The following is a 20,157-nucleotide window of genomic DNA, read 5'->3' as shown; positions in this document are numbered from 1 at the left end:
CGGCGACCAGGAGGTCACGTCGTCGCGTCCTCGACGGCCTTGGTGAAGCCCTGGGGGGTGGCGACGGTGCCGAGGTCCTGCATCTTCCCGTCGATCATCACGGTGGGCGTGCCGGAGAAGCCGGAGATCTTGAAGGCGGCGTCGTTCACCGAGGCGATGTACTTCGTGTACGTGCCGTCGGCGACACAGGACTTCCATGTCGTGAGGGCGTCCCCCGTGATGCCGGCCTGCTGGGCCCAGGCGTCGAGCTCGGTGTCGGTGACGTCGGTGCCCTCGTCGGCCTGCGCGCCGTACACGGCGTCGTGGAACGCCTGGAACTTGCCGTCCGCGGCGGCGCAGAACGCGCCGTTGCCGGCGGGGGTGGAGTTCTTGGCCCCGGTCTTGTCGTCGAGGAAGTTCAGCACGTGGTAGACGAGCTTGATCTTCCCCTCCTTCGCCAGCTCGTCGACGGTCGGGCCCACCGCGGCCTCGAACTGCCCGCAGACGGGGCACTGGAAGTCCTCGTACAGGTCGACGGTGGGGGCGCCCGGCTTGAGGGTGACGTCGGCGAAGGACCGGTAGCCCTCCCCCATCGTCGCGCCGGCCGGCGTCGCGGTGCTCGTGCCGATGGCGGACTGGCGCTGGTTCTCCGACCACACGACCCCGGCGACGACGGCGACGATCGCGACGACGAGGACCACCGTGGCGACGACGATCTTGTTGGCGCCCCCACCGCCGCTCTTCTGCGCCGCCTGGATCTTCGCCTGGCGGGCGTTGGCGGGGCCCGTGCCCTTCGTCGTCTTCTTGGCCATGGTCGGAGGTGGTGCCTTTCAGTGTCCGAAGAGGTAGCGGTCCAGCGCGGCGAGCGTCCGTGGGCGCCACCACAGCCAGGCGCCCGCGGCGGCGAACGACGCGTCGCGGGCGATCTCCTGAGGGTACTTCGTCTCGTTGGCGCCGATCTGGCCGCCGCCGCCGAAGCAGCCGCAGTCGATGGTGAGGCCCCGGGCCCAGGCCTGCGAGATGCCGATGACGAACGCGACCATGAGCAGCGTGGAGACGACCGCCACCGGGCGGGTGAACAAGCCGAGCACGAGCATGGCGCCGAGCACGATCTCGAGGAAGGGCAGGGCCAGGCCCACCCAGCCGGCGACGCCGTTCGGCAGCAGCTCGTAGGCCTGCACGGCCCGCTGCGAGGTGAGCGGGTGACCGACCTTCGCGGCGCCCGCGACGACGAGGACGACGCCGAGGAACAGCCGGGCCAGGAGGCCGACGACGTCGAGGACGCGCTCGCGCCGCCGGTCGGGGGCCTCCGTGCCGACCTCGTCGACGTCTGCGGTCATCGCGGCGACCTTTCGGGGGTGGAGAGCGGTGCGGGGGCCAGGACGGAGAACGACCGGGCCCCGGCGCGGGGTTCCCCGGCGGCGTCGGGCCTCGGGGGCCCGGACGTCACGAGACCCCCGGGGCCGCCCCGGCCGCGACGATGGCGGCCGCGGCGCCCCGCGGGTCGCCGGTGCGCACGAGGGCCTCGCCGACGAGGACGACGTCCGCCCCCTGGGCCGCGTAGGACGCGGCGTCCTGCGGGCCGGTGATCCCGGACTCGGCGACCGTGACGACCCCGGACGGCACGAGCGGGCGCAGCCGCGAGAACGTGTCGGGGTGGACCTGGAGGGTCTTGAGGTCGCGGGCGTTGACGCCGACGACGGAGGCGCCGGCGTCCAGGGCGCGCTGGGTCTCGTCCTCGTCGTGCACCTCGACCAGGGCGGTCATCCCGAGGCCGCGCACCGTGGCGAGCAGGTCGCGCAGGAGGGGGTCCTCCAGGGCGGCGACGATGAGCAGGACGATGTCGGCGCCGTGGGCCCGGGCCTCCCAGACCTGGTACTCGGTGACGACGAAGTCCTTGCGCAGCACCGGCACGTCGACCGCCGCGCGGACCTGGTCGAGGTCGGCGAGGCTGCCGCCGAAGCGGCGCCGCTCGGTGAGGACGGAGATGGCGCTCGCGCCCCCGTCGGCGTAGGCGAGCGCCAGGGCGGCGGGGTCGGGGATGTCGGAGAGGGCGCCCTTGCTCGGGCTCGACCGCTTCACCTCGGCGACGAGCGAGAGCCCGGGTCGGCGCAGCACCGCCTCGGCGTCCAGGGCCGGCGGGGTCGAGTCCGCGACGACCCGGCGCAGCGCGTCCAGGGGGACGGAGCGCTCGCGGTCGGCGAGGTCCTCGCGGACGCCCGCGACGATCTCCTCCAGGACGGTGCTCACCGGTGGGCGGTCAGCGGATCGAGGGCTCGTGGTCGGTGTCGCGACCGGCGGTGCCGTAGCCCGCCATCGACAGGACCTTGCCCGCGACGCCCCCGACGACGGCGAGCACGGCGCCGCCGACGAAGAGCCAGACGTTGGGGAAGATGACGGCCAGCGACATGATCGCCGACGCGACGATGATGACGATGACCGCCGTCCACGCCGCGACGCTGTGGCCGTGGTCCTCGTGCTCGTCCATGGCTCCTCCTGGATGTCGTGCCGCGACCCACGGCCGCGCCTTCCGAGCGCAGATTCTGTCAGGTCCGCCCGTCCTCGCCCACGTCGGTCGGGTCGCGCCCGGCCGAGAGGTCGTCCCACGCGGTGCCGACCCGCTCGCCGCGCGAGCCCGCGGTGTGCCCGTCCGCGGCGCCCGGCGCCTCGTAGCGGCGGGCCGGGGCCGGCCAGGAGCGCCGGCCGACGACGGCGAGGACGAGCGCGACGGCGGCGAGCACCACCCCGGCCAGGGCCACCCAGGGCCAGGCGGTGGGGCCGGCGGTCGCCGGCACCGTGCCGGTGCGGCCGACGCGGCTCGCGGCCACCGGCCCGAGGACGGCGGAGGGGTCGGCGAGGACCCGGACGACGAGGACGCCTGCTCCGGCGACGCACCCGGCCCACAGGACGAGGCCGACGAGCCGGCCCACCCGCCCGGTGGCGACGACGGCCACGGCGGCGGCCGCCACGGCGAGCGCGACGGCGGACAGCCCGGGAGCGACCTCGGAGCCGCCGGCCGTGACCCGGCTGCCGCCGAGGACGGCGTCGCCGACGGTTCCGGACACCCAGGGCCGCAGGCCGGCGAGGAGGACCGTGCCGGCGCCGGCGAGCGCGAGGAGCGCCACCGGGGCCTTGCGGGTCAGGCGGGTGGTGCGGCTCGTGCGGCGGGGGTCGGTCACGACCGGGCGGGGGCCGGACCGGACGCCGGGGTCACTCCGGTCCCCCGACGACGGCGCCGAGGTCGCCGGCCTCGAAGCACGTGCGGTCACCGGTGTGGCAGGCGGCGCCGACCTGGTCGACCCGGACGAGCAGGGCGTCGCCGTCGCAGTCCAGCGCCACCGAGCGCACGTACTGGACGTGTCCGGAGGTGTCGCCCTTGCGCCAGTACTCCCGACGGCTGCGCGACCAGAAGGTCACCCGGCCCTCGGAGAGCGTGCGGCGCACCGCCTCGTCGTCCATCCACCCGAGCATGAGCACCTCGCCGGTGTCGTGCTGCTGGACGACCGCGGCGACGAGGCCGGCGGCGTCGCGGGTGAGGCGCGCGGCGACGGCGGGGTCCAGGACGGGGTCGGCGGAGGTCTGCACCCGCGTCATTCTGCCGGGTCGGACCGGAGGGCCGGCCGGGCGGGCGTCCGCCGGCGCCCGATGCGGCCGGTCAGAGCTTGTGGAGCTTGGCGAACGGGCTGACGAGCCGCACCCGCTGATCCCCGAACTCGACGACGACCGCCGCCTCGTTCCCGGAGACCACCCGCCCGAGTCCGAAGCGGTCGTGGGTGACCCGGTCGTCGACCGCGAACTGCTCGACGACGGGGGCCGGGCGGGCCCGGAACGGACTGCCGGCGGAGTACGTCGGCTCGGACCTCTGGCGCGGTGTCATCACCTCGAGTATGCGCCCTCGCCGGTCCGGTGGACAGCGAGCGCCGGCCGCGGGGTCAGCGGACGGGTAGGTCTTCGGCCCGCAGCGCGTCCTTCACCTGCGAGATCGTCAGGTCACCGAAGTGGAAGACGCTCGCTGCGAGGACCGCGTCGGCGCCCGCCCGCACGGCCGGGGCGAAGTGGTCGGCCGCGCCCGCTCCCCCGCTGGCGACCACCGGGACCCGCACCGCGGCCCGGACGAGCCGGATGAGCTCGAGGTCGAAGCCGTCCTTGGTGCCGTCGGCGTCCATCGAGTTGAGGAGGATCTCGCCGGCGCCGAGGGCCTCGGCGCGGGCGCACCACTCGACGGCGTCGGTGCCGGTGCCGGTGCGGCCGCCGTGGGTCGTCACCTCGAACCCGCCGGCGAGGCGGCCGTCGTCGCCGCGGCGCCGGCGCACGTCCGCGGAGAGGACGAGCACCTGGGCGCCGAACCGGTCGGCGGTCTCGGCGATGAGCTCGGGCCGGGCGATGGCGGCGGTGTTGACGCCGACCTTGTCCGCGCCCGCCCGCAGGAGGCGGTCGACGTCGGCGACCGTGCGCACCCCGCCGCCCACGGTGAGGGGGATGAACACCTCCTCGGCGGTGCGGGCGACGACGTCGTACATCGTGGCCCGGTCGCCGCTGCTCGCGGTGACGTCGAGGAAGGTGAGCTCGTCGGCGCCCTGCTCGCCGTAGCGGCGGGCGAGCTCGACGGGGTCGCCGGCGTCCCGGAGCCCCTGGAAGTTCACGCCCTTGACGACCCGCCCGGCGTCGACGTCGAGGCACGGGATGACACGGACGGCGAGCGACACGCGGCCAGCGTAGTGGGGGTCGTCGGGGTGGGTGCGGGGTGGGACTAGGGGCGTCAAGGGTGGGTCTCGTGGCCGCGTTTCGGGGTCGGCGGACCTCTGTGGGTCGTTCCGGTGAGGCAGCCTGGACGGATGTGTTCGGCGCGCGGGTCTCGTGCCCGGCGCCCCTTCGCCGGTGGTTCTGAAAGGCAGCCTGGGACGGGCTCCCGCTGGGGGTCGGGTCACGTGGCCGGCGCACCTCTGTGAGTCGTTCGGGGACGGGCAACCGGGTACGGGCTCTCGCTGGCCGCAGGTCTCGGGGTCGGCGCACCGTCCGTCGGCGGGTCTCGTCACCACTTGTCGATGGCTCTCGATTTTGCGTGTATATCGTTGATGCACAATGCTTCTCAGGTGTTCTAGGGCTTGTCTGATCGGATGCCGGGGAGTAGAATTCGAGGACGAGGGGAGGGGGGTCCGATGCACCGAACGGCTGGTCCGCAGGACGTCGTCGTCGCTGCCCGTGCGGCCCGTGAACGGCTCCATTCCGTGGGGCGGCTGGGCGAGTCGTCCGGGTCCCGGGACGAGTGGGCAGACGCCCTCCGAGAGCTCCAGTCCCTCGTCGACACCGCCTCCGCCGCCCAGGACGCGGCGATGGTCCGGCTGGCCGCCGTCGAGCCCGAGGTCCTCGAGACCGGCGAGGTCGTCGAGACCCATCGCGCGCCGGGGCACGTCGCCCTCGACGCCCCCGCGATCGTCTCCGGCGTCCTCTGCCTCACCGCGGTGACCGCGGAGCGTCGCGTCCGCGCGGCGGCACGGCTCGCCGCCGACGGCCCCCCGGGGACCGCCACCGCCACCGGCCTCGGCGGACTGCACGACGCCATGGCCGCCGGCCGGCTCGACGGGTACCGCGCCGGGGTCGTGGCGTACGAGCTCGAGGAGGTCCCGGCCGAGGTCGCCGCCACCGTCGTCGCGGGGCTCGCCGACCGGTTCCCGCGCGAGGACGCGTCCCGGCTGCGACGACGGGTCCGCCGCCTGCTCGGCGCCATCTCGCCGGACCTCGTGCGACAGCGAGCCGTCCGCACCCGCGCCGGGTGCCGCCTCGAGCGGTGGGTGGGCGAGCCCGGCGTCGACACCTGGCACGGCACCTTCCCCTCGGAGGACGCGGCCGCCGCCTGGTCGCTCGTCGACGACCTCGCCCGGCAGTACGTGGCCGACGGCGTGCGCGACGACCTCGGCCGGGCCCGCGCCAAGGCCCTCACCGACCTTGTCACCAGGAACGCCCGCGTCGACATTCAGGTCATCACCGTCACCCCGCTGTCCGAGCCGGGCGTCCCGTCCTCGCCGCCCTTCCGGACGCCGGCCCACCCCGACGACCTCGTCGAGGTGCACGGGCTGCGTCCCGGCGAGCCGTCCCTCGTGGCGCGGTCCTGGCTGACCGCCGCGGCGGAGGCGAGCCGGACGGGCAACCGTTCGACGGACCCCACCCCGGCCGTCGTCCACCCCGGCACCGGCGCGCTGCTCGACCCCGACGACGAGCTCGCCACCGACGCCTACCGGCCCGGGAGACGGCTCGCCGCCCTGGTCCGCGCCCGCGACGGTCGGTGCCGCTTCCCCGGATGCCACGTCGCGGCCCGGTTCTGCGACCTCGACCACGCCCGGCCCTGGCCCGCCGGTCCCACCTCCGCCGCCAACCTCGTGTGCCTCTGCCGCCGCCACCACCGCGTGAAGCAGCGACCCGGCTGGCGGGTACGCCTCGACCCCGACGGCACCGCGACCTGGACCGACCCCACCGGGCTGGTGCGCAGCACGCTGCCCGTCGACCTCGGAGCGCTCACCGTGCTGCCGCACCGCGACGACGAACCGCCACCACCCCCGCCCGGCAACCCGCGCCTCGTCCTCCCGGACGGCCCGCACTCCCGGCTCGAGCACGCCCTCGAGCACCTGCCCGGGTGCCGGACGGCGGTCCTGGCCGACCTGCGCCGCCACGGCGTCCAGGTGCAGCCGGTCGCGCGCCCGCTCCGGTACGACGGCGGCTGCCGGACGCGGGCCCAGCGCCCCCCTCCCCCGGACCTCCCCCCGTTCTGACCGGGCGGTGACCGACCGGTCGTGACGTCGGCACGCCCTAGAGTCCTCCCCGTGTGGTTCCAGGTGACCGAGCCCGCGGACCCGGCCCACGTCGAGGCCGTGCTCACGGCCCTGAGGTCGGCGTCGCCCCGGTGCGGCGCGACGGCCGTCGTCGCCGTCGACGGGCCGAGCGGCTCGGGCAAGACCACCCTGGCAAAGGGCCTCGTCGACGCCCTGGACGCGCCCGTCGTCCACATGGACGAGATCTTCCCCGGCTGGGACGGCCTGGCCGCCGCCGTGCCCCTGCTCGTCGACCAGGTGCTGACCCCCCTCTCCCGGGGCGACGACGCGCGCTACCGGGTCTGGGACTGGGACGCCGGCACGTGGGGCGAGGAACGGACCGTCGCCGCCGGTCCCCTGCTCGTCGTCGAGGGCTGCGCGTCCAGCGTCGGGCCGGCCGGGACCTTCGCCGCCGTCCGGGTCTGGGTCGAGGCCCCGCGGGCGGAACGGATGCGCCGCGGCATCGCCCGCGACGGCGAGACCTTCCGACCGCACTGGGAGCGGTGGGCCGAGCAGGAGCGGGCGCTGTTCGCGGCCGACCGGACGCGGGAGCACGCCGACGTCGTCGTCTCGACGGAGGGACGATGAGCGCCGGCGCGCGGGTCCGCGGCGCCGCGAGCGACCTGCGCGCGGGCCTGGAGCGGGGGCTGCGCCGGCTGCGGGACCGCACCGTCTTCCTGGCCCAGATCGGCGTCGCCGTCCTCCTCGCCTGGACGGTCGCCCGCCACGGCCTCGGCCACACCCAGCCGTTCTTCGCACCGGTGACGGCGATCCTCTGCCTCGGGCTGACCTACGGCCAGCGGCTGCGGCGCATCGTCGAGGTGACCCTCGGCGTCGCCATCGGCGTGCTCGTCGGCGACGTCATCGTCATCCTCCTGGGCAGCGGCGGCTGGCAGATGGCGTTCGTCGTCGTCGCCGCCATGGCCACCGCCGTCGTCGTGTCCTCCGGCCAGCTCGTCGTCATCCAGGCCGGCGTCCAGTCCGTCTTCATCGTCGCCTTCGTCGCCTCCACCGGGGAGGGGGTCTCGCGCTGGCTCGACGCCGTCGTCGGCGGAGTCGTCGCCCTCGTCATCGGTGCCGTGGCGCCGACGACCCCGGTGCGGCGCCCGCGGGCCGAGGCCGCGCGTACCGTGCGGGCCGTGGCCGAGGTCCTCGCCGACGTCGCCGACGCCCTGCGCACGCGCGACCCGCTCCGCACCGCCGCCGCCCTGGAGCAGGCCCGCGCCCTGGAGCCGCTGCTCGCCGACCTGCGCACCGCCGCCGCCGAGGGCGTCGCCGTCGTCCGCCAGTCCCCGCTGCTGCGCTCCCAGCGCCCGCTCGCGGTCGCGGCGTCCGCGCTCGTCCTCCCGCTGGACCGCTGCGTCCGCAACCTGCGCGTCCTCGCGCGCCGTGCCGACGTCGCCGTCCGCGGCGGCGAGCCCGTGCCCGACCGCTACGTCGACCTCGTCGCCGAGCTCGCCCGCGCCGCCGACGACCTCGCCCGGGTCCTCGACGAGCACACCCGCCCCGAGGCCGGCCGCCGCGTCCTCGAACGGGTCGCCGGGCTCTCCGCCCGCAGCGAGGCCGCCACCGGGCTGTCGGCGGAGATGATCCGCGGCCAGGTGCGCTCGATGGTCGTCGACCTGCTCGTCGTCGCCGGCATGGACGACGACGAGGCGCTGCGGCTGTTCCCCGAGTCCCACCTGCCCTGATCCCCGCGCCCGTCACGAGCCCTCCCGGGTGGCACGATGCGGCGGTGAGCACGCCGTCGTCCGCCGCCCTGCCGCGGTGGGTCGTCCTCGGCGGGCTGGTCCTCGTCGCCGCCAACCTGCGCACCCTCATGACGAGCCTGCCGCCCCTCGCCGAGACGGTGCGCGCCGACCTCGGTCTCTCGAACACGGCGATGGGCGTCCTCACCACCCTGCCCGTGCTGTGCATGGGCCTGCTCGCGCCGGCGGCCAACCAGGTGTCGCGGCGGCTCGGTCCGCGCACGGCGGTCGGCGTCGGCGCCGCGCTCGTGACCGCCGGGGTGGTGCTGCGCGGGCTCGGCCCCGGCACCGTGCCGACCCTCTACCTCGGCACGCTCGTCGCAGGCGCCGGCATCGCCGTGGCCGGCACGCTGCTGCCCGGCGTCGTCAAGTCGGTCTTCCCCGCACACCGGTCGGGGTTCGGCACCGGGCTGACCATGGTCGCGATGATGGGGCTCGCCGGCGTGGCCTCGGCGACCGCGGTGCCGCTGGCACGGCTGCTCGGCGGCTGGCCGTCGTCGCTGCTGTTCTGGGGCCTGCTGGCCCTCGCCGGACTCCTGGCCTGGCTCCCGGTGGTGCGCGCCGAACGCCGTGACCGTCCGGCCGCCGACGTGCCCGACGGGTCGCACGCCCTGCCGTGGCGCAGCACCACCGCCTGGGCGCTCGCGGGCTTCCTCGCCGGACAGTCCTGGCAGTTCTACTCCTCGCTGGCCTGGCTGGCCCCGACCTACGAGGCGCGCGGCTGGAGCGCCGGGGCGGCCGGCGTGCTCATGGCGGTCTTCACCGCCGTCCAGCTGCTGTCCGGGCTGCTCGCCCCGACCCTGCTGGACCGCGTCCGCGACCCGCGGGTGCTGCTGCTCACCGCGACGGGGCTCAGCGCGCTCGGCGAGCTGGGTGTGGCGATCGCCCCCGACCTGGCCCCGTGGCTCTGGGCGCTGCTGCTCGGCGCGGGCCAGGGCGCGTGCTTCGCCCTGGGCCTGGGGCTGCTCGTCCGCTTCGCGGTGACCTCCCGCGACAGCGCCCGGCTCACGGCCATGGCCTTCCTCGTCAGCTACACCCTGGCGTCCGTCGGCCCGGCCGCCACCGGGGCGCTGCGCGACCTCACCGGCTCGGCCACCGCCGTCTGGACCCTGCTGCTCGTCGTCGCCGTCCCCCAGACGCTCTCGGCGCTGCGGCTGCGGGCGGACGCGCCGCGCGTCGGCGAGGAGCCGCGACCCGCGACGGTCCGCGCCTGAGCCGCGCCGGTCCGCGCTTGAGCCGCGTCGGTCAGGACGCCGTCCGGCGGCCCTCGACGAGCCGCACCAGGCGCTCGGCCTCGGCCCGCCCGTGCGGCCCGTCGACCCGCTGCACCGCCATCACCGCGACGTCGTCGCCGTCCTCGAGCATGAGCGTCGGCCACGGGTCGCCGTCGACGAAGCGGACCGCCTCGACCTCGTCCCAGCCGACGGTGCGGGTGACGACGAGGTTGCGCACGGTGAGCCCGTCCGGCCCGGGGACGGCGCGGATCTGCGAGTAGCGCCATACGAAGCCGCCGACGACGAGCGCGAAGACGACGAGCACCACCTGGTCCGACGGCGACCAGCCGCCGAGCACCCCCATGCCGACGGCGACCGCGGTGAACACGGCGACGAACGTCACGGCGACGACCTGCGGCACGACCCGCCCACGGCGGGGCCGGAACGGCGCGTCGGCCGCCGGGTCGGGGGTCACAGGCGGCAGGCGGTGATGTCGGTGACGAGGATGGCCCGCGCCCCGAGCTCGTACAGCTCGTCCATCACGGTGTTCGTCACCACCCGCGGCACCATGGCCCGCACCGCGCACCAGTCCCGGTTCTGCAGCGACGACACGGTGGGGCTCTCCAGGCCGGGGGTCAGCGCGCACGCGTCGTCGACGAGCGAGGCCGGGACGTCGTAGTCGAGCATCACGTAGTGCCGCGCGGTGACGACGCCGAGGAGCCGGCGGCGCAGGACCTCGATGCCGGCCTGGTCGGCGGCGGTCTCGTCCCGGACGAGCACGGCCTCGCTGCGCAGGATGGGGTCGCCGAACACCTCGAGGCCCTGGCTGCGCAGGGTGGCGCCGGTCTCGACGACGTCGGCGATGACGTCGGCGACCCCGAGGGTGATGGCGGTCTCGACGGCGCCGTCGAGCCGGACGACCTCGGCCTGGACGCCGTGGTCGGCAAGGGCCTTCTCGACGAGGCCCTGGTAGCTCGTGGCGACCCGGCGGCCGGCGACGTCCTCGAGCCGCGTGGCCGTGCCCGCGCGGGCGGCGTACCGGAAGGTGGACGCGCCGAAGCCCAGCGTCATCACCTCGATGGCGGCCGAGCCGGAGTCCAGCAGCAGGTCGCGGCCGGTGATGCCGCAGTCGACGGTGCCGGAGCCGACGTACACGGCGATGTCACGCGGCCGCAGGTAGAAGAGCTCGACGTCGCCGGCCTCGTCGCGGACGACGAGCTCCTTGGCGTCGCGGCGGGTGCGGTAGCCGGCCTCGCGGAGCATGGCGGCGGCGGGCTCGGACAGCGACCCCTTGTTGGGGACGGCGATGCGCAGCATGGCGGGAGGGTCCTGGGGTCTCAGAGGTGGGAGTAGACGTCGTCGAGGGTGAGGTCGCTCGCGAGCATGAGCACCTGGAGGTGGTACAGCAGCTGGCTGATCTCCTCGGCGGTGCGCTCGCGACCCTCGTGCTCCGCGGCCATCCACACCTCGGCGGCCTCCTCGACGACCTTCTTGCCGATGGCGTGGACCCCGGCGTCGAGGGCGGCGACGGTGCCGGAGCCCTTCGGTCGGGTCCTGGCCTTGGCCTCGAGCTCGGCGAACAGCGCGTCGAACGTCTTCACGAGCGACAAGAGTACGGCGCGGGCCCCGGCGCTCCCGCCGGGGCACCGGCATCCGGACCCGACGCCCGCGGGCCGACGACACGCTCGGCGTGGGGCCGGCGTGTCCCGCCCGGTGGGTGGACCGGCCGGGCGAGCGTGTCGTCCGCCCGTCGCGCCGCCGGCACCTCCGGCGCGACCCGCCCGGGCGCGCGCCGTCCCGCCCGTGGTTCGGGAGCGGGCGGGACGGCGCGGGCCGACGACACGCTCGGCGCGGGGCCGGCGTGTCCAGCCTTGGGCGTGGCCCGGCCGGGCGAGCGTGTCGTCCGCCCGTCGCGCGGCCGGCACCTCCGGCGCGGGCGGGCGCCCGGACGTCAGCCGACGGGGGCCGTCTGGGCGGGCTCGCCGGCCCGCTCCGCGGACTCCTCGCGGGTCACCTTGACCCACTGCGAGAAGCCGTAGATGACGAAGATGCCGTAGAAGATGTACATCACCGAGGTCGGGACGTACCCGGTGGCGAAGCCCAGCGGGACACCGACCAGGTCGACGCCGATCCAGGCCAGCCAGAACTCGTTCCAGCCGCGGGCCATCGCGTAGGTGGCGACGATGGAGCCGACGAAGATCCAGGCGTCGCACCAGGCGAACCACCACTGCGGGGTCCAGTACGGGTTGGGGTTGGCGTCGAGGATGGCCTGGAAGACGGCGTGCGCCGCGACCGTGCCGACGACCCACGCGACGCCGATGGCGACCCGCTCGGTCATCGTCATCCACCGCGGGTGCACCGCCGGGGCGTTGGCACCGCTGCGCTTGCGCAGCGCGGCCCAGGTGACCCAGCCGTAGATGCTGACGATGATGAAGAAGACCTGCCGGCCGGCCTGGCCGAACAGGGGGATGCGCTGGTCGGCGCCGAGGGTGGCGCCGATGTAGACGAAGAACAGGATGATGTTGGCGAGGATGCCGACCGGCCAGGCCCACACCTTGCGGCGCATGCCGTAGAAGGCGGACACGATGCCGATGAGGACGCCGAGGACCTCGAGGTAGTGCAGCTGGTACTGCCCGATCGGGATGCTCGCGTCGATGAGGGCCTGGAAGACGTTCGGCGATGCGCCGGTGGCCGCGACGAGGGAGGTCATGTGAGGTGTTCGTCCTTCGGTTCGTAGTGCTTCTCGGACGAACTCCGGGGACTGCACCGCACCGGTGCGACGGCGCCCGAAGGCGCGGCCCACCGGCCGTACGTGCTTCCTACCATCCGGACTTTCACCGTCGGTCGAGGGATTCCACCTCGTCAACCGGCCGCTGGCTGCGGTCGGGTCGCGGACTGTCACCGCCGGCTCGGAGTTTCACCGACCCCGGAGCACGTGGGCTCATTATGCAACGCGGACGTCTGCCCCGTCACCGTCCCCGCGGTGTGGGCGCCGCCACGACCCCGCCGGCCCCCGGAGGCGCGATCGAACGGGCGACTGGACGGAGCCGCCGGAGGATCCGCCGCGCGGCGCGCCGGTCAGTCCTCGACGACGAGGCCCAGGGCGCGCAGCACCCCGCTGGCGCCGTGGGTGTCGACCCGCAGCCCGCGGACCCGGTTCTCGTGCGGGTCGAGTAGGTAGCCGGAGGACCCGACGAGCGAGGCCTCGCGCAGGTCGGTGGCGGCGAAGGTCGCGCCGTCGAGGTCACAGCCCGTGAGGACGGCGCGGCGCAGGTCGGCGCCGCCGAGGTCGACCTCGCGCAGCGAGCAGTCGACGAAGCGGGCCGAGACGGCGACGGCGTCGCGGAAGGAGCCGAGGTCGAGGCGGCAGCGCTCGAAGTCCCACGGCCGCGTGGCCAGCGGCGCCTCGTCGGCCCGGCCCCAGGCGACGGCCAGCGCCTTGCAGTCGACGAACCGGCAGTCGGTGAGCTGTGACCCGGTGAGGTCGGCCATCGTGAGGTTGCACCCGGTGAAGAGGCAGTCGACGAAGCGGCAGTCGCGCAGCACCGCCTTCTCCAGGACGCACTGGTCGAGCCGGCAGCCCTCGAGCTCGACGCCGGCGAGCACCTCGCCGGGCTCCAGGCCCTCGGTGAGGTCGAGGTCGGCCGCGTAGCCGCCGCTGCCGGCGAGCCGGTCCGCGAGCGAGGCCATCGTCAGTGCGCGTGCCGGCGGGCAAGGTCGCGCAGGTGCCCGACGGCGTCGGCGGCCGACTCGGCGCCGTAGACCGCGGAGCCGGCGACGAAGACGTCGGCGCCGGCCTGCGCGCACTGCTCGATGGTGTCGGCGGCGACCCCGCCGTCGACCTGCACCCAGATCTCACCGCCGTGCCGCCGGACGGCCTCGCGGACCTGCGCCACCTTGGCCATCTGGTCGGCCATGAAGGACTGCCCGCCGAACCCGGGCTCGACGGTCATGACGAGCACCATGTCGACCTCGGCCAGCAGGTGCTCGTAGGGCGCGAACTCCGTGCCCGGCTTGAGGGCGACGGCGGCCCGGGCGCCGGCCGCCCGGATCGCCCGGGCGGTGCCCACGGGGTCGGTCGCGGCCTCGACGTGGAAGGTCACCGACCGCGCGCCGGCCTCGGCGTACGACGCGGCCCAGCGGTCGGGGTCCTCGATCATGAGGTGGCAGTCGAGGGGCACCGGCGTCACCGCGGCGAGGGCCTCGACGACCGGGAGTCCGAGGGTGAGGTTGGGGACGAAGTGGTAGTCCATGACGTCGACGTGGGCCCAGTCGGCGGTCGCGATCGCCTCGAGCTCGGACTGGAGGTTGGCGAAGTCGGCGGCGAGGATCGAGGGCGAGATCTGCACGCCGGTCACCCTAGCGAGGCGGCGCGGCTGGCTAGGGTCGAGGCCGTGACCGCCACCCCCGCCGACGAGCCCATCCGGGTGAGCGCCGTCGTCCTGCGGGACGGCGCGGGGCGCGTCCTCACCGTCCGCAAGCGGGGCACCGCGCGCTTCATGCTCGTCGGCGGCAAGCACGAGCCCGGCGAGTCGCCCGAGCGCACCGCCGTCCGGGAGGCGGCCGAGGAGGTCGGGGCCGTCCTCGACGAGGCGCGGCTGACGCGGGTCGGCCGGTTCACGGCGGCCGCCGCCAACGAGGAGGGCCGGCTCGTGGAGTCGGTCGTCTTCACCCACCCGCCGGTGCCGCTCGGCGCCCCGCCGGAGTCCGAGATCGAGGAGCAGCGCTGGCTCGACGCGCGCGAGCGCCCCTGGCCGGACGACCTCGCCCCGCTGCTGCGCGAGCACGTCCTGCCCGCGCTCGGCACCGACGCCGGCTGAGCCCCGCCTCCCGTCGGCGGGGCGGGCGGTCCGAACGGCTCGTCGGCGTCGCCTTTCGGACCGTGACGAATTGACGCCGCCGCTCGCGGGCCACGACGACCTCCACGCTGCGGTCATGCCCCGCATCCACCGCTCCGTGCGGCGCGCCCTCGTCGCCGCCGCCGTCTGCGCCCTCTCCGTCCCCGCCCTGCCCCCGGCCGGGGCCGCCGTCCACACCGACCCGCGTCCCGAGCGGACCTGGATGGTCGACGGCCCGGTCTACGCCTCGACCGCCGTCGGCGACACCGTCTACCTCGGCGGCCGGTCCGCGCACGCCGTCTCCCCCACCGGCGCCCTGCTGCCCCGCTCCGGCCTGGCCGCCTTCCGCGTCTCCACCGGAGAGCCGGTCGCGTGGAGCCCCCGCGCCGACGGCACCGTCTGGGCGCTGGAGACCGACGGCAGAAGCATCTGGGCCGGCGGTGAGTTCACCGCGGTCGACGGCGTACCCCGCGGCCGCCTGGCGCGCCTCGACGCCACGACCGGCGCCCTGGACCGCCGCTTCGACGTCGGCGTCGACGACACCGTCCGCGCGCTCGAGCTCGACCACGGGCTGCTCTACGTCGGCGGCCTGTTCACGACGGTCGGCACCCGCGCGCAGGCCCACCTGGCGAAGGTCAACGCGACGTCCGGCGCGGTCCCCGGCGGGTTTACCCCGACGGTCGACGTCAACGTCCGGGCGGTCGTCGCGCCGCCGAACGGCACGGGCAACGACGTCTACATCGCCGGCAACTTCCGTGGGGTGAACGGCGAGGTCCGGGCCCGGGCCGCTCTGGTCAGCGGCGCCACCGGCACGGTGAAGCCGCTGCGGTTCTCCGGCCCGGTCGACGCCACCGTGCGGGCCCTGGACATCAGCCCGGACGGCTCCCTGCTCTACGCCGGCGTCGGCGGCGGCTACGACTCCGCGCTCGCGTGGTCGACGGCGACCGGCCGGCTCGTCTTCCGCCACGAGGTCACCGGCGACGTGCACACCGTCCGGTACCACGACGGCACGCTGTGGATGGGCTTCGCCGGTGGCGCGACGGACGACCCCGACTCCCGGGTGCGGGCCCTGGACGCGGGCACGGGCGCCGTCGAGCGCGGCTTCGCCCCGAGCACGAACAGCGACTGGGGCGTGCGGACGATCGCCGTCACCGACCGGGGCGTCGTCATCGGCGGCAACTTCACCCGGGTCGCCGGGCAGGTGCACCGCTTCCTCGCCGTGTTCGCGGCCGACCTGCCGCGCTGACGCCCGTCAGCCGGTGCGCCGCAGCAGCGCGAGGAACATCGCGTCGGTGCCGTGCACGTGCGGCCACAGCTGGACGGCCGGGCCGTCGCCGAGGTCGGCCAGCGGCTCGCCGGCGGCGTCGCGCAGCAGCGGCCGGACGTCGACCTGCTCGACGTCGCGGCGCCGCTTGAGGACGTCGGAGACGACGAAGCGGGTCTCGGCGACGTGCGGGCTGCACGTCGCGTAGGCCACGACCCCGCCCGGCGCCACGGCGTCGAGCGCGGAGGTGAGCAGGGCCCGCTGCAGCGGCCCGAGCGTCGCGAGGTCCGAGGGCCGACGGCGCCACCGGGCCTCCGGGCGGCGGCGCAGGGCCCCGAGCCCGGTGCACGGGGCGTCGACGAGCACGCGGGCGTAGGACGCGGGCTCCTCGGCGCCCACCTCGCGGCCGTCGGCGGTGCGGATCTCCACCGAGCGCCCGGCGTCGGCGGCGTGGGCCACGAGCGTGGCGAGACCGCGGCGGACGAGGTCGGCGCGGTGCTCGCTGACCTCGACGGCGACGAGGTCGGCGCCCTGCTGCACGGCGAGCCCGCCGAGCACCCCGGCCTTGCCGCCGGGCCCGGCGCACAGGTCGAGCCAGCGGTCCGGCAGCCCGCCCGGGACCTCGGCCGCGGCCAGCGCCAGGGCCAGCAGCTGGGACCCCTCGTCCTGCACGGCCGCCCGACCGTCCCGGAGGGCCGCGATGCCCCCGGGGTCGCCCCCGCGCAGCACGGCCCCGACCGGGCTCGTCGGGCTCGGCTCGGCGTCGGCGGCCGCGACGAGCTCCTCGACGGTGGCGAGGCCCGGACGGGCGACGAGGTGCACCCGCGGGGGCTCGTTGTCGGCGACGAGCAGCGCCTCGAGCTCGGCGTCCACCGTCTCCGGGGTGGCCCGGCCGTGGCCGAGCAGCGCCGCCCGCAGCGCCGTGACGACCCACTCCGGGTGGGAGTGGCGCACGGCGAGCGCGGGCGTGCCGCCGCCCTCGGGCGTCACGAGCGCGGTCCACTCCTCGAGGTCGCGCTCCCCCACCCGCCGCAGCACGGCGTTGACGAGCCCCGCGGCCCCGGCGCCGACGACGCTGCGGGCCAGGCCGACGGTCTGGTCGGCGGCCGCGTGCGCGGGGACGCGCATCCCGAGCAGCTGGTGGCACCCGAGCCGCAGCACGTCCAGCACCGCGCCGTCGATGCGGTCCGTCGGCCGGTCGGCCGCGACGGCGACCACGGCGTCGTAGAGGCCCTGCCGGCGGACGGTCCCGAACGCGAGCTCGGTGGCGAAGGCCGCGTCACGCCCCTCCAGCCGGTGCCGGCGGAGCACCTGCGGCATCTCGAGGTTGGCGTAGGCGCCCTCGTCCACCGCCCGCAGCAGGGTGTAGGCGGCGAAGCGGGTGGGCTCGGCGCGGCGGGTGCGCTGGGCGGGGGCGGTCCGGGAGCGCTGCCGCGGGCCGCGGCGGCCGCCGGGGGGTCGGTCGGGCACGACAGGGAGGCTATCCGGCGGCCGGTGGCGGCCCGGTTGCGGACGCCGACCGTCCGCAACCCTCGCTACGCTCCCCGGCCATGAGCGAGGACGGGATGACCCACCGCGACGACACCCGGCTGGAGGAGCATCGGCTGCACGGCGGCCGGGTGCGCGACGTCCTCGCCGAGGACTTCGCCGCCGAGGACGTCGTCCTCGAGCGCACCACGGTGCGCGAGGCGCTGCTGCGCGACGTCCGGCTGCGGGGGGTGCAAGTGCAGCGGATGGAGATCGACGGCGACGTCGAGGACCTCGTCGTCAACGGGGTCGAGGTCATGCCGCTCGTCGAGGCCGAGCTCGCCCGCCGCTTCCCCGACTACCCCGCGATGAGACCGACCGACGCGGACGGCTTCCGGCACGCGTGGGATGTCGTCGAGCGGCTGTGGGCGGGCACCGTGGAGCGGGCCCGCGGCCTGGAGCCGGACCGGCTGCACGAGTCCGTCGACGACGAGTACACCTTCGTCGAGACGCTGCGCCACCTCGTCTTCGCCACGGAGAGCTGGGTCGGGCGGGTGCTGCGGCAGGACCCCTCGCCCTGGCACCCCCTCTCCCTCCCCTGGGACGGCATGCCGGACACGCCCGGCGTTCCCCGCGACCGCACCGCCCGTCCGGACCTCGACACCGTCCTCGCGCTGCGTCAGGACCGGATGGCCCTGGTGCGCGAGGTCGTGGACGGGCTTACCGACGACGACCTCGACCGCGAGGTCGTCGTCCCGGACGGTCCCGGGTGGCCGCCCGCCGGCAGGACGATGCCGGTGCGCCACCCGCTGCTCGTCGTCCTCGACGAGGAGTGGTCGCACCGCCGGTTCGCCGAGCGCGACCTCGACGCCCTCACCGCGCGGGAGTGACGGTCGCCCGGCGCGGTGTGCTGGGATGAACGCCATGAGCACCGACCCCCTCGCGGAGTGGCAGCAGGCGCACGAGCGCGTCTGCGACCTCGTCCTCGCCGCCGACGACGCCGCGATGGACCGGCCCGTCCCGGCCACGCCGGACTGGTCCGCGCGCGACCTGCTGTCGCACATGGTCGGCCTGGGGGCCGACGTCCTCGCCGGCGACGAGCCGGACGACCACAACGAGCGCTGGACCCGGGCCCAGGTCGAGGCCCGCCGGGACAGGTCCACCGCCGACCTCGTCGCCGAGTGGCGGGCCCTGGCGCCGGACCTCGTCGGCTGGATGCGCGAGAACGGACCCCGGCCGCTCGGCGACGTCGTCATCCACGAGCAGGACCTGCGCGGCGCGCTCGGCGTCCCCGGGGCCCGCGACACCGCCGGGCTGGCGGCGGTCCGCGAGCGGATGGCCGGCCGGGTCGCCGACGCCGCGGGCGACCTGCCGCCGCTGCTGCTCGACGGCGGATCCTGGACCCACGTGACCTCCGGCGACCCCGCCGAGGCGGTGACGGTCGTGCGGGCGGACGGGTTCGACCTCTTCCGCGCCCTCACCTCGCGGCGCACCGCCGACCAGCTGCGCGCCTGGACCGTGCGGGGCGACGTCGCCCCCTACCTCGACGCGTTCGCGGCCCTCGGCCCGCTGCCGGAGCGCCCGCTCGCGGGCGAGTGAGGCCCGGGGCTCAGCCCCGCTCGCCGAAGCCCAGCGGCGCCCGGGTCATCCGGTAGGTCGCCCAGCGCAGCCCGTCGACCCCGCCGTCGTCGCCGCGCACCACCCGCAGCAGCTCGCCGCGCTCCCCGCCCGACGTCGTGCGCAGGGTGTCGTCGTCGAGCCGCTCGAACGTCCACGACGGCCGGTGCTCCGGCCAGGCCGGCGAGCGCGCCTCCAGCTCGCCGCGGCGGACGACGAGGTCCCACGGCGAGCCCTCGGCGTACCAGCGGCCGAGCAGGGGGGCGAGGGCCTCCGGCACCTCGGTGCCCGGCCGCCACGGCTCGTCCTCGGGCGGGTCGCGGTCGAGGACGAGGTCGACGAGCTCCGCGGCGAAGGCGGCGGGGTCCGGCGGGGTCGAGGCGTTCATGAGCACGACGGCGCCGACCCCGGACTCGCGGTCGGTGAACACGCCGGTGACGTGCCCGGGCATGCCGCCGGTGTGGCCGACGAGGACGCGGCCGCCGGGCGAGCGGACGAGGAAGAAGCCCAGGCCCATCGTCCGCTGCCACCCCTCGGCGTCGACGACCGCCCGGGGCCGGGCCATCTCGGCCATCGTCGCGGGGTCGAGGACGTCGGGATCCGGCCCGGCGACGAAGCCGGACCAGCGGGCGAGGTCGGTGGCGGTCGAGGCGAGGGCGCCGGCCGGGCCGGTGGCCCGCAGGTCCAGGACCGGCTCGGGCACGGGGACGTCGTGCCACGGCGGGACGTAGTAGCCGTGCGCCTGCGGCCCGCCGTCGAAGCCCACCGTCGTGCGGGTGAGGCCGAGCGGGTCCAGCAGCCGGGCGCGCAGCGACTGCTCCCACGGCCGGCCGTCGAGCCGGGCCACGACCTGGCCGAGCAGGGCGAAGACGAGGTTGGAGTAGTGCCACTGCTCCCCCGGGCGCAGCACCCGCTCGGCGTCCCCGGCGCCGGCCAGCAGCGCGTCGGCGTCGGGGTGCTCGAGGGTGACCCAGACCTCGCCCACCGGCTCGCGCTGGAGACCGCTGACGTGCGAGAGCCCGTCGCGCACGGTGAGGTCGTGGGCGAGCCCCGGCAGGTGGTCGGCGATGCGGTCCTGGAGGTCCAGCCGCCCCTCGTCGCGCAGCTGCAGGACCATCGTCGCGACGAACGTCTTGGTGTTCGACGCGACGAGGAACTGGTCGTCGGCGGTCGGCGGGCGGTCGGTGCCGACCTCGGCCGTCCCGACGCCGGCCTCCCAGAGCA

Annotated in this window: 24 protein-coding genes and 1 riboswitch; of the genes, 8 read left to right on the top strand and 16 right to left on the bottom strand. The window is 76.0% G+C overall.

The window, feature by feature from the left end; all coding sequences use genetic code 11:
- Positions 1-14 precede the first annotated feature (14 nt).
- The 8 genes from EPD83_RS04010 to hisF form a co-directional block, all read right to left on the bottom strand.
- A complete protein-coding gene (locus tag EPD83_RS04010; RefSeq protein WP_128366375.1) occupies positions 15-791 on the bottom strand; it encodes a DsbA family protein in 777 nt (258 codons plus the stop codon).
- 18 nt (positions 792-809) lie between these two features.
- A complete protein-coding gene (locus tag EPD83_RS04005) occupies positions 810-1,319 on the bottom strand; it encodes a DoxX family protein (protein ID WP_128366374.1) in 510 nt (169 codons plus the stop codon).
- Positions 1,320-1,425: 106 nt separating this feature from the next.
- Entirely contained in the window at positions 1,426-2,229 is an 804-nt protein-coding gene (gene trpC, locus EPD83_RS04000) for an indole-3-glycerol phosphate synthase TrpC (protein ID WP_128366373.1), read from the bottom strand.
- 10 nt (positions 2,230-2,239) lie between these two features.
- On the bottom strand, positions 2,240-2,467 hold the full coding sequence (locus tag EPD83_RS03995; protein ID WP_128366372.1) for an HGxxPAAW family protein: 228 nt from the start codon (positions 2,465-2,467) through the stop codon (positions 2,240-2,242).
- Between the two features lie 58 nt (positions 2,468-2,525).
- Positions 2,526-3,158, bottom strand: a complete 633-nt coding sequence (locus EPD83_RS03990; RefSeq protein WP_164896295.1) for a Trp biosynthesis-associated membrane protein — start codon at positions 3,156-3,158, stop codon at positions 2,526-2,528.
- Positions 3,159-3,189: 31 nt separating this feature from the next.
- On the bottom strand, positions 3,190-3,573 hold the full coding sequence (gene hisI, locus EPD83_RS03985) for a phosphoribosyl-AMP cyclohydrolase (protein ID WP_128366370.1): 384 nt from the start codon (positions 3,571-3,573) through the stop codon (positions 3,190-3,192).
- A 61-nt stretch (positions 3,574-3,634) separates the two neighbouring features.
- Positions 3,635-3,856: a hypothetical protein gene (locus EPD83_RS03980; RefSeq protein ID WP_128366369.1), complete on the bottom strand. Its 222-nt coding sequence runs from the start codon at positions 3,854-3,856 to the stop codon at positions 3,635-3,637.
- A gap of 55 nt (positions 3,857-3,911) precedes the next feature.
- Positions 3,912-4,685, bottom strand: coding sequence for an imidazole glycerol phosphate synthase subunit HisF (gene hisF, locus EPD83_RS03975; RefSeq protein WP_128368082.1), 774 nt, complete (start codon positions 4,683-4,685; stop codon positions 3,912-3,914).
- A 453-nt stretch (positions 4,686-5,138) separates the two neighbouring features.
- Here hisF and EPD83_RS03970 point away from each other — a divergent pair, with 453 nt between their 5' ends.
- The 4 genes from EPD83_RS03970 to EPD83_RS03955 are packed head-to-tail and all read left to right on the top strand — an operon-like array spanning position 5,139 to position 9,747.
- On the top strand, positions 5,139-6,746 hold the full coding sequence (locus tag EPD83_RS03970) for an HNH endonuclease signature motif containing protein (RefSeq protein ID WP_165566236.1): 1,608 nt from the start codon (positions 5,139-5,141) through the stop codon (positions 6,744-6,746).
- A gap of 51 nt (positions 6,747-6,797) precedes the next feature.
- Positions 6,798-7,373, top strand: coding sequence for a nucleoside/nucleotide kinase family protein (locus tag EPD83_RS03965; protein ID WP_128366913.1), 576 nt, complete (start codon positions 6,798-6,800; stop codon positions 7,371-7,373).
- Positions 7,370-8,476 (top strand): FUSC family protein, encoded by a 1,107-nt coding sequence (locus tag EPD83_RS03960; protein WP_128366912.1) that lies wholly within the window; start codon positions 7,370-7,372, stop codon positions 8,474-8,476. Before EPD83_RS03965 ends, EPD83_RS03960 begins: the two co-directional genes overlap by 4 nt.
- 44 nt (positions 8,477-8,520) lie before the next feature.
- Entirely contained in the window at positions 8,521-9,747 is a 1,227-nt protein-coding gene (locus EPD83_RS03955; RefSeq protein WP_235950330.1) for an MFS transporter, read from the top strand.
- Between the two features lie 31 nt (positions 9,748-9,778).
- Here the strand turns inward: EPD83_RS03955 and EPD83_RS03950 are convergent, their stop codons facing one another.
- The 6 genes from EPD83_RS03950 to rpe form a co-directional block, all read right to left on the bottom strand.
- A complete protein-coding gene (locus EPD83_RS03950) occupies positions 9,779-10,222 on the bottom strand; it encodes a PH domain-containing protein (RefSeq protein WP_235950329.1) in 444 nt (147 codons plus the stop codon).
- A complete protein-coding gene (gene hisG / locus EPD83_RS03945) occupies positions 10,219-11,064 on the bottom strand; it encodes an ATP phosphoribosyltransferase (protein ID WP_128366911.1) in 846 nt (281 codons plus the stop codon). Before hisG ends, EPD83_RS03950 begins: the two co-directional genes overlap by 4 nt.
- 20 nt (positions 11,065-11,084) lie before the next feature.
- Complete coding sequence (locus EPD83_RS03940; RefSeq protein ID WP_165566235.1) at positions 11,085-11,348, bottom strand: phosphoribosyl-ATP diphosphatase; 264 nt, start codon at positions 11,346-11,348, stop codon at positions 11,085-11,087.
- A 350-nt stretch (positions 11,349-11,698) separates the two neighbouring features.
- The gene (gene pnuC / locus EPD83_RS03935) at positions 11,699-12,457 is read right to left on the bottom strand and encodes a nicotinamide riboside transporter PnuC (protein WP_165566234.1); all 759 of its coding nucleotides are present in this window, start codon (positions 12,455-12,457) and stop codon (positions 11,699-11,701) included.
- 98 nt (positions 12,458-12,555) lie between these two features.
- Positions 12,556-12,686: riboswitch (FMN riboswitch) on the bottom strand.
- A 139-nt stretch (positions 12,687-12,825) separates the two neighbouring features.
- Entirely contained in the window at positions 12,826-13,437 is a 612-nt protein-coding gene (locus EPD83_RS03930) for a pentapeptide repeat-containing protein (protein WP_128367566.1), read from the bottom strand.
- A gap of 2 nt (positions 13,438-13,439) precedes the next feature.
- Positions 13,440-14,096 (bottom strand): ribulose-phosphate 3-epimerase, encoded by a 657-nt coding sequence (rpe, locus tag EPD83_RS03925; RefSeq protein WP_128367565.1) that lies wholly within the window; start codon positions 14,094-14,096, stop codon positions 13,440-13,442.
- Between the two features lie 45 nt (positions 14,097-14,141).
- On the opposite strand from rpe, the gene EPD83_RS03920 reads away from it, so the two are divergent.
- The gene (locus tag EPD83_RS03920; RefSeq protein ID WP_205859401.1) at positions 14,142-14,567 is read left to right on the top strand and encodes an NUDIX hydrolase; all 426 of its coding nucleotides are present in this window, start codon (positions 14,142-14,144) and stop codon (positions 14,565-14,567) included.
- 115 nt (positions 14,568-14,682) lie between these two features.
- Positions 14,683-15,831 (top strand): ligand-binding sensor domain-containing protein, encoded by a 1,149-nt coding sequence (locus tag EPD83_RS03915; protein WP_165566233.1) that lies wholly within the window; start codon positions 14,683-14,685, stop codon positions 15,829-15,831.
- Between the two features lie 6 nt (positions 15,832-15,837).
- On the opposite strand, the gene EPD83_RS03910 is transcribed toward EPD83_RS03915, so the two are convergent.
- Positions 15,838-17,319, bottom strand: a complete 1,482-nt coding sequence (locus EPD83_RS03910) for an RsmB/NOP family class I SAM-dependent RNA methyltransferase (protein WP_165566232.1) — start codon at positions 17,317-17,319, stop codon at positions 15,838-15,840.
- 80 nt (positions 17,320-17,399) lie between these two features.
- On the opposite strand from EPD83_RS03910, the gene EPD83_RS03905 reads away from it, so the two are divergent.
- Together EPD83_RS03905 and EPD83_RS03900 are read left to right on the top strand one after the other, a co-directional pair.
- Positions 17,400-18,206 (top strand): DinB family protein, encoded by an 807-nt coding sequence (locus EPD83_RS03905; protein WP_128367290.1) that lies wholly within the window; start codon positions 17,400-17,402, stop codon positions 18,204-18,206.
- Positions 18,207-18,240: 34 nt separating this feature from the next.
- Positions 18,241-18,915, top strand: a complete 675-nt coding sequence (locus tag EPD83_RS03900; RefSeq protein WP_205859400.1) for a maleylpyruvate isomerase N-terminal domain-containing protein — start codon at positions 18,241-18,243, stop codon at positions 18,913-18,915.
- A 10-nt stretch (positions 18,916-18,925) separates the two neighbouring features.
- Here EPD83_RS03900 and EPD83_RS03895 read toward each other — a convergent pair.
- Positions 18,926-20,157, bottom strand: a 1,232-nt coding sequence (locus EPD83_RS03895; protein WP_165566231.1) for a serine hydrolase domain-containing protein, incomplete at its 5' end; no start/stop codon positions are given.

This window comes from Phycicoccus flavus, assembly GCF_004025965.2.
GTDB lineage: Bacteria > Actinomycetota > Actinomycetes > Actinomycetales > Dermatophilaceae > Phycicoccus > Phycicoccus flavus.
The sequence above is the reverse complement of the archived record's forward strand: the minus strand, read 5'-3'. Positions and strand labels throughout refer to the sequence as shown.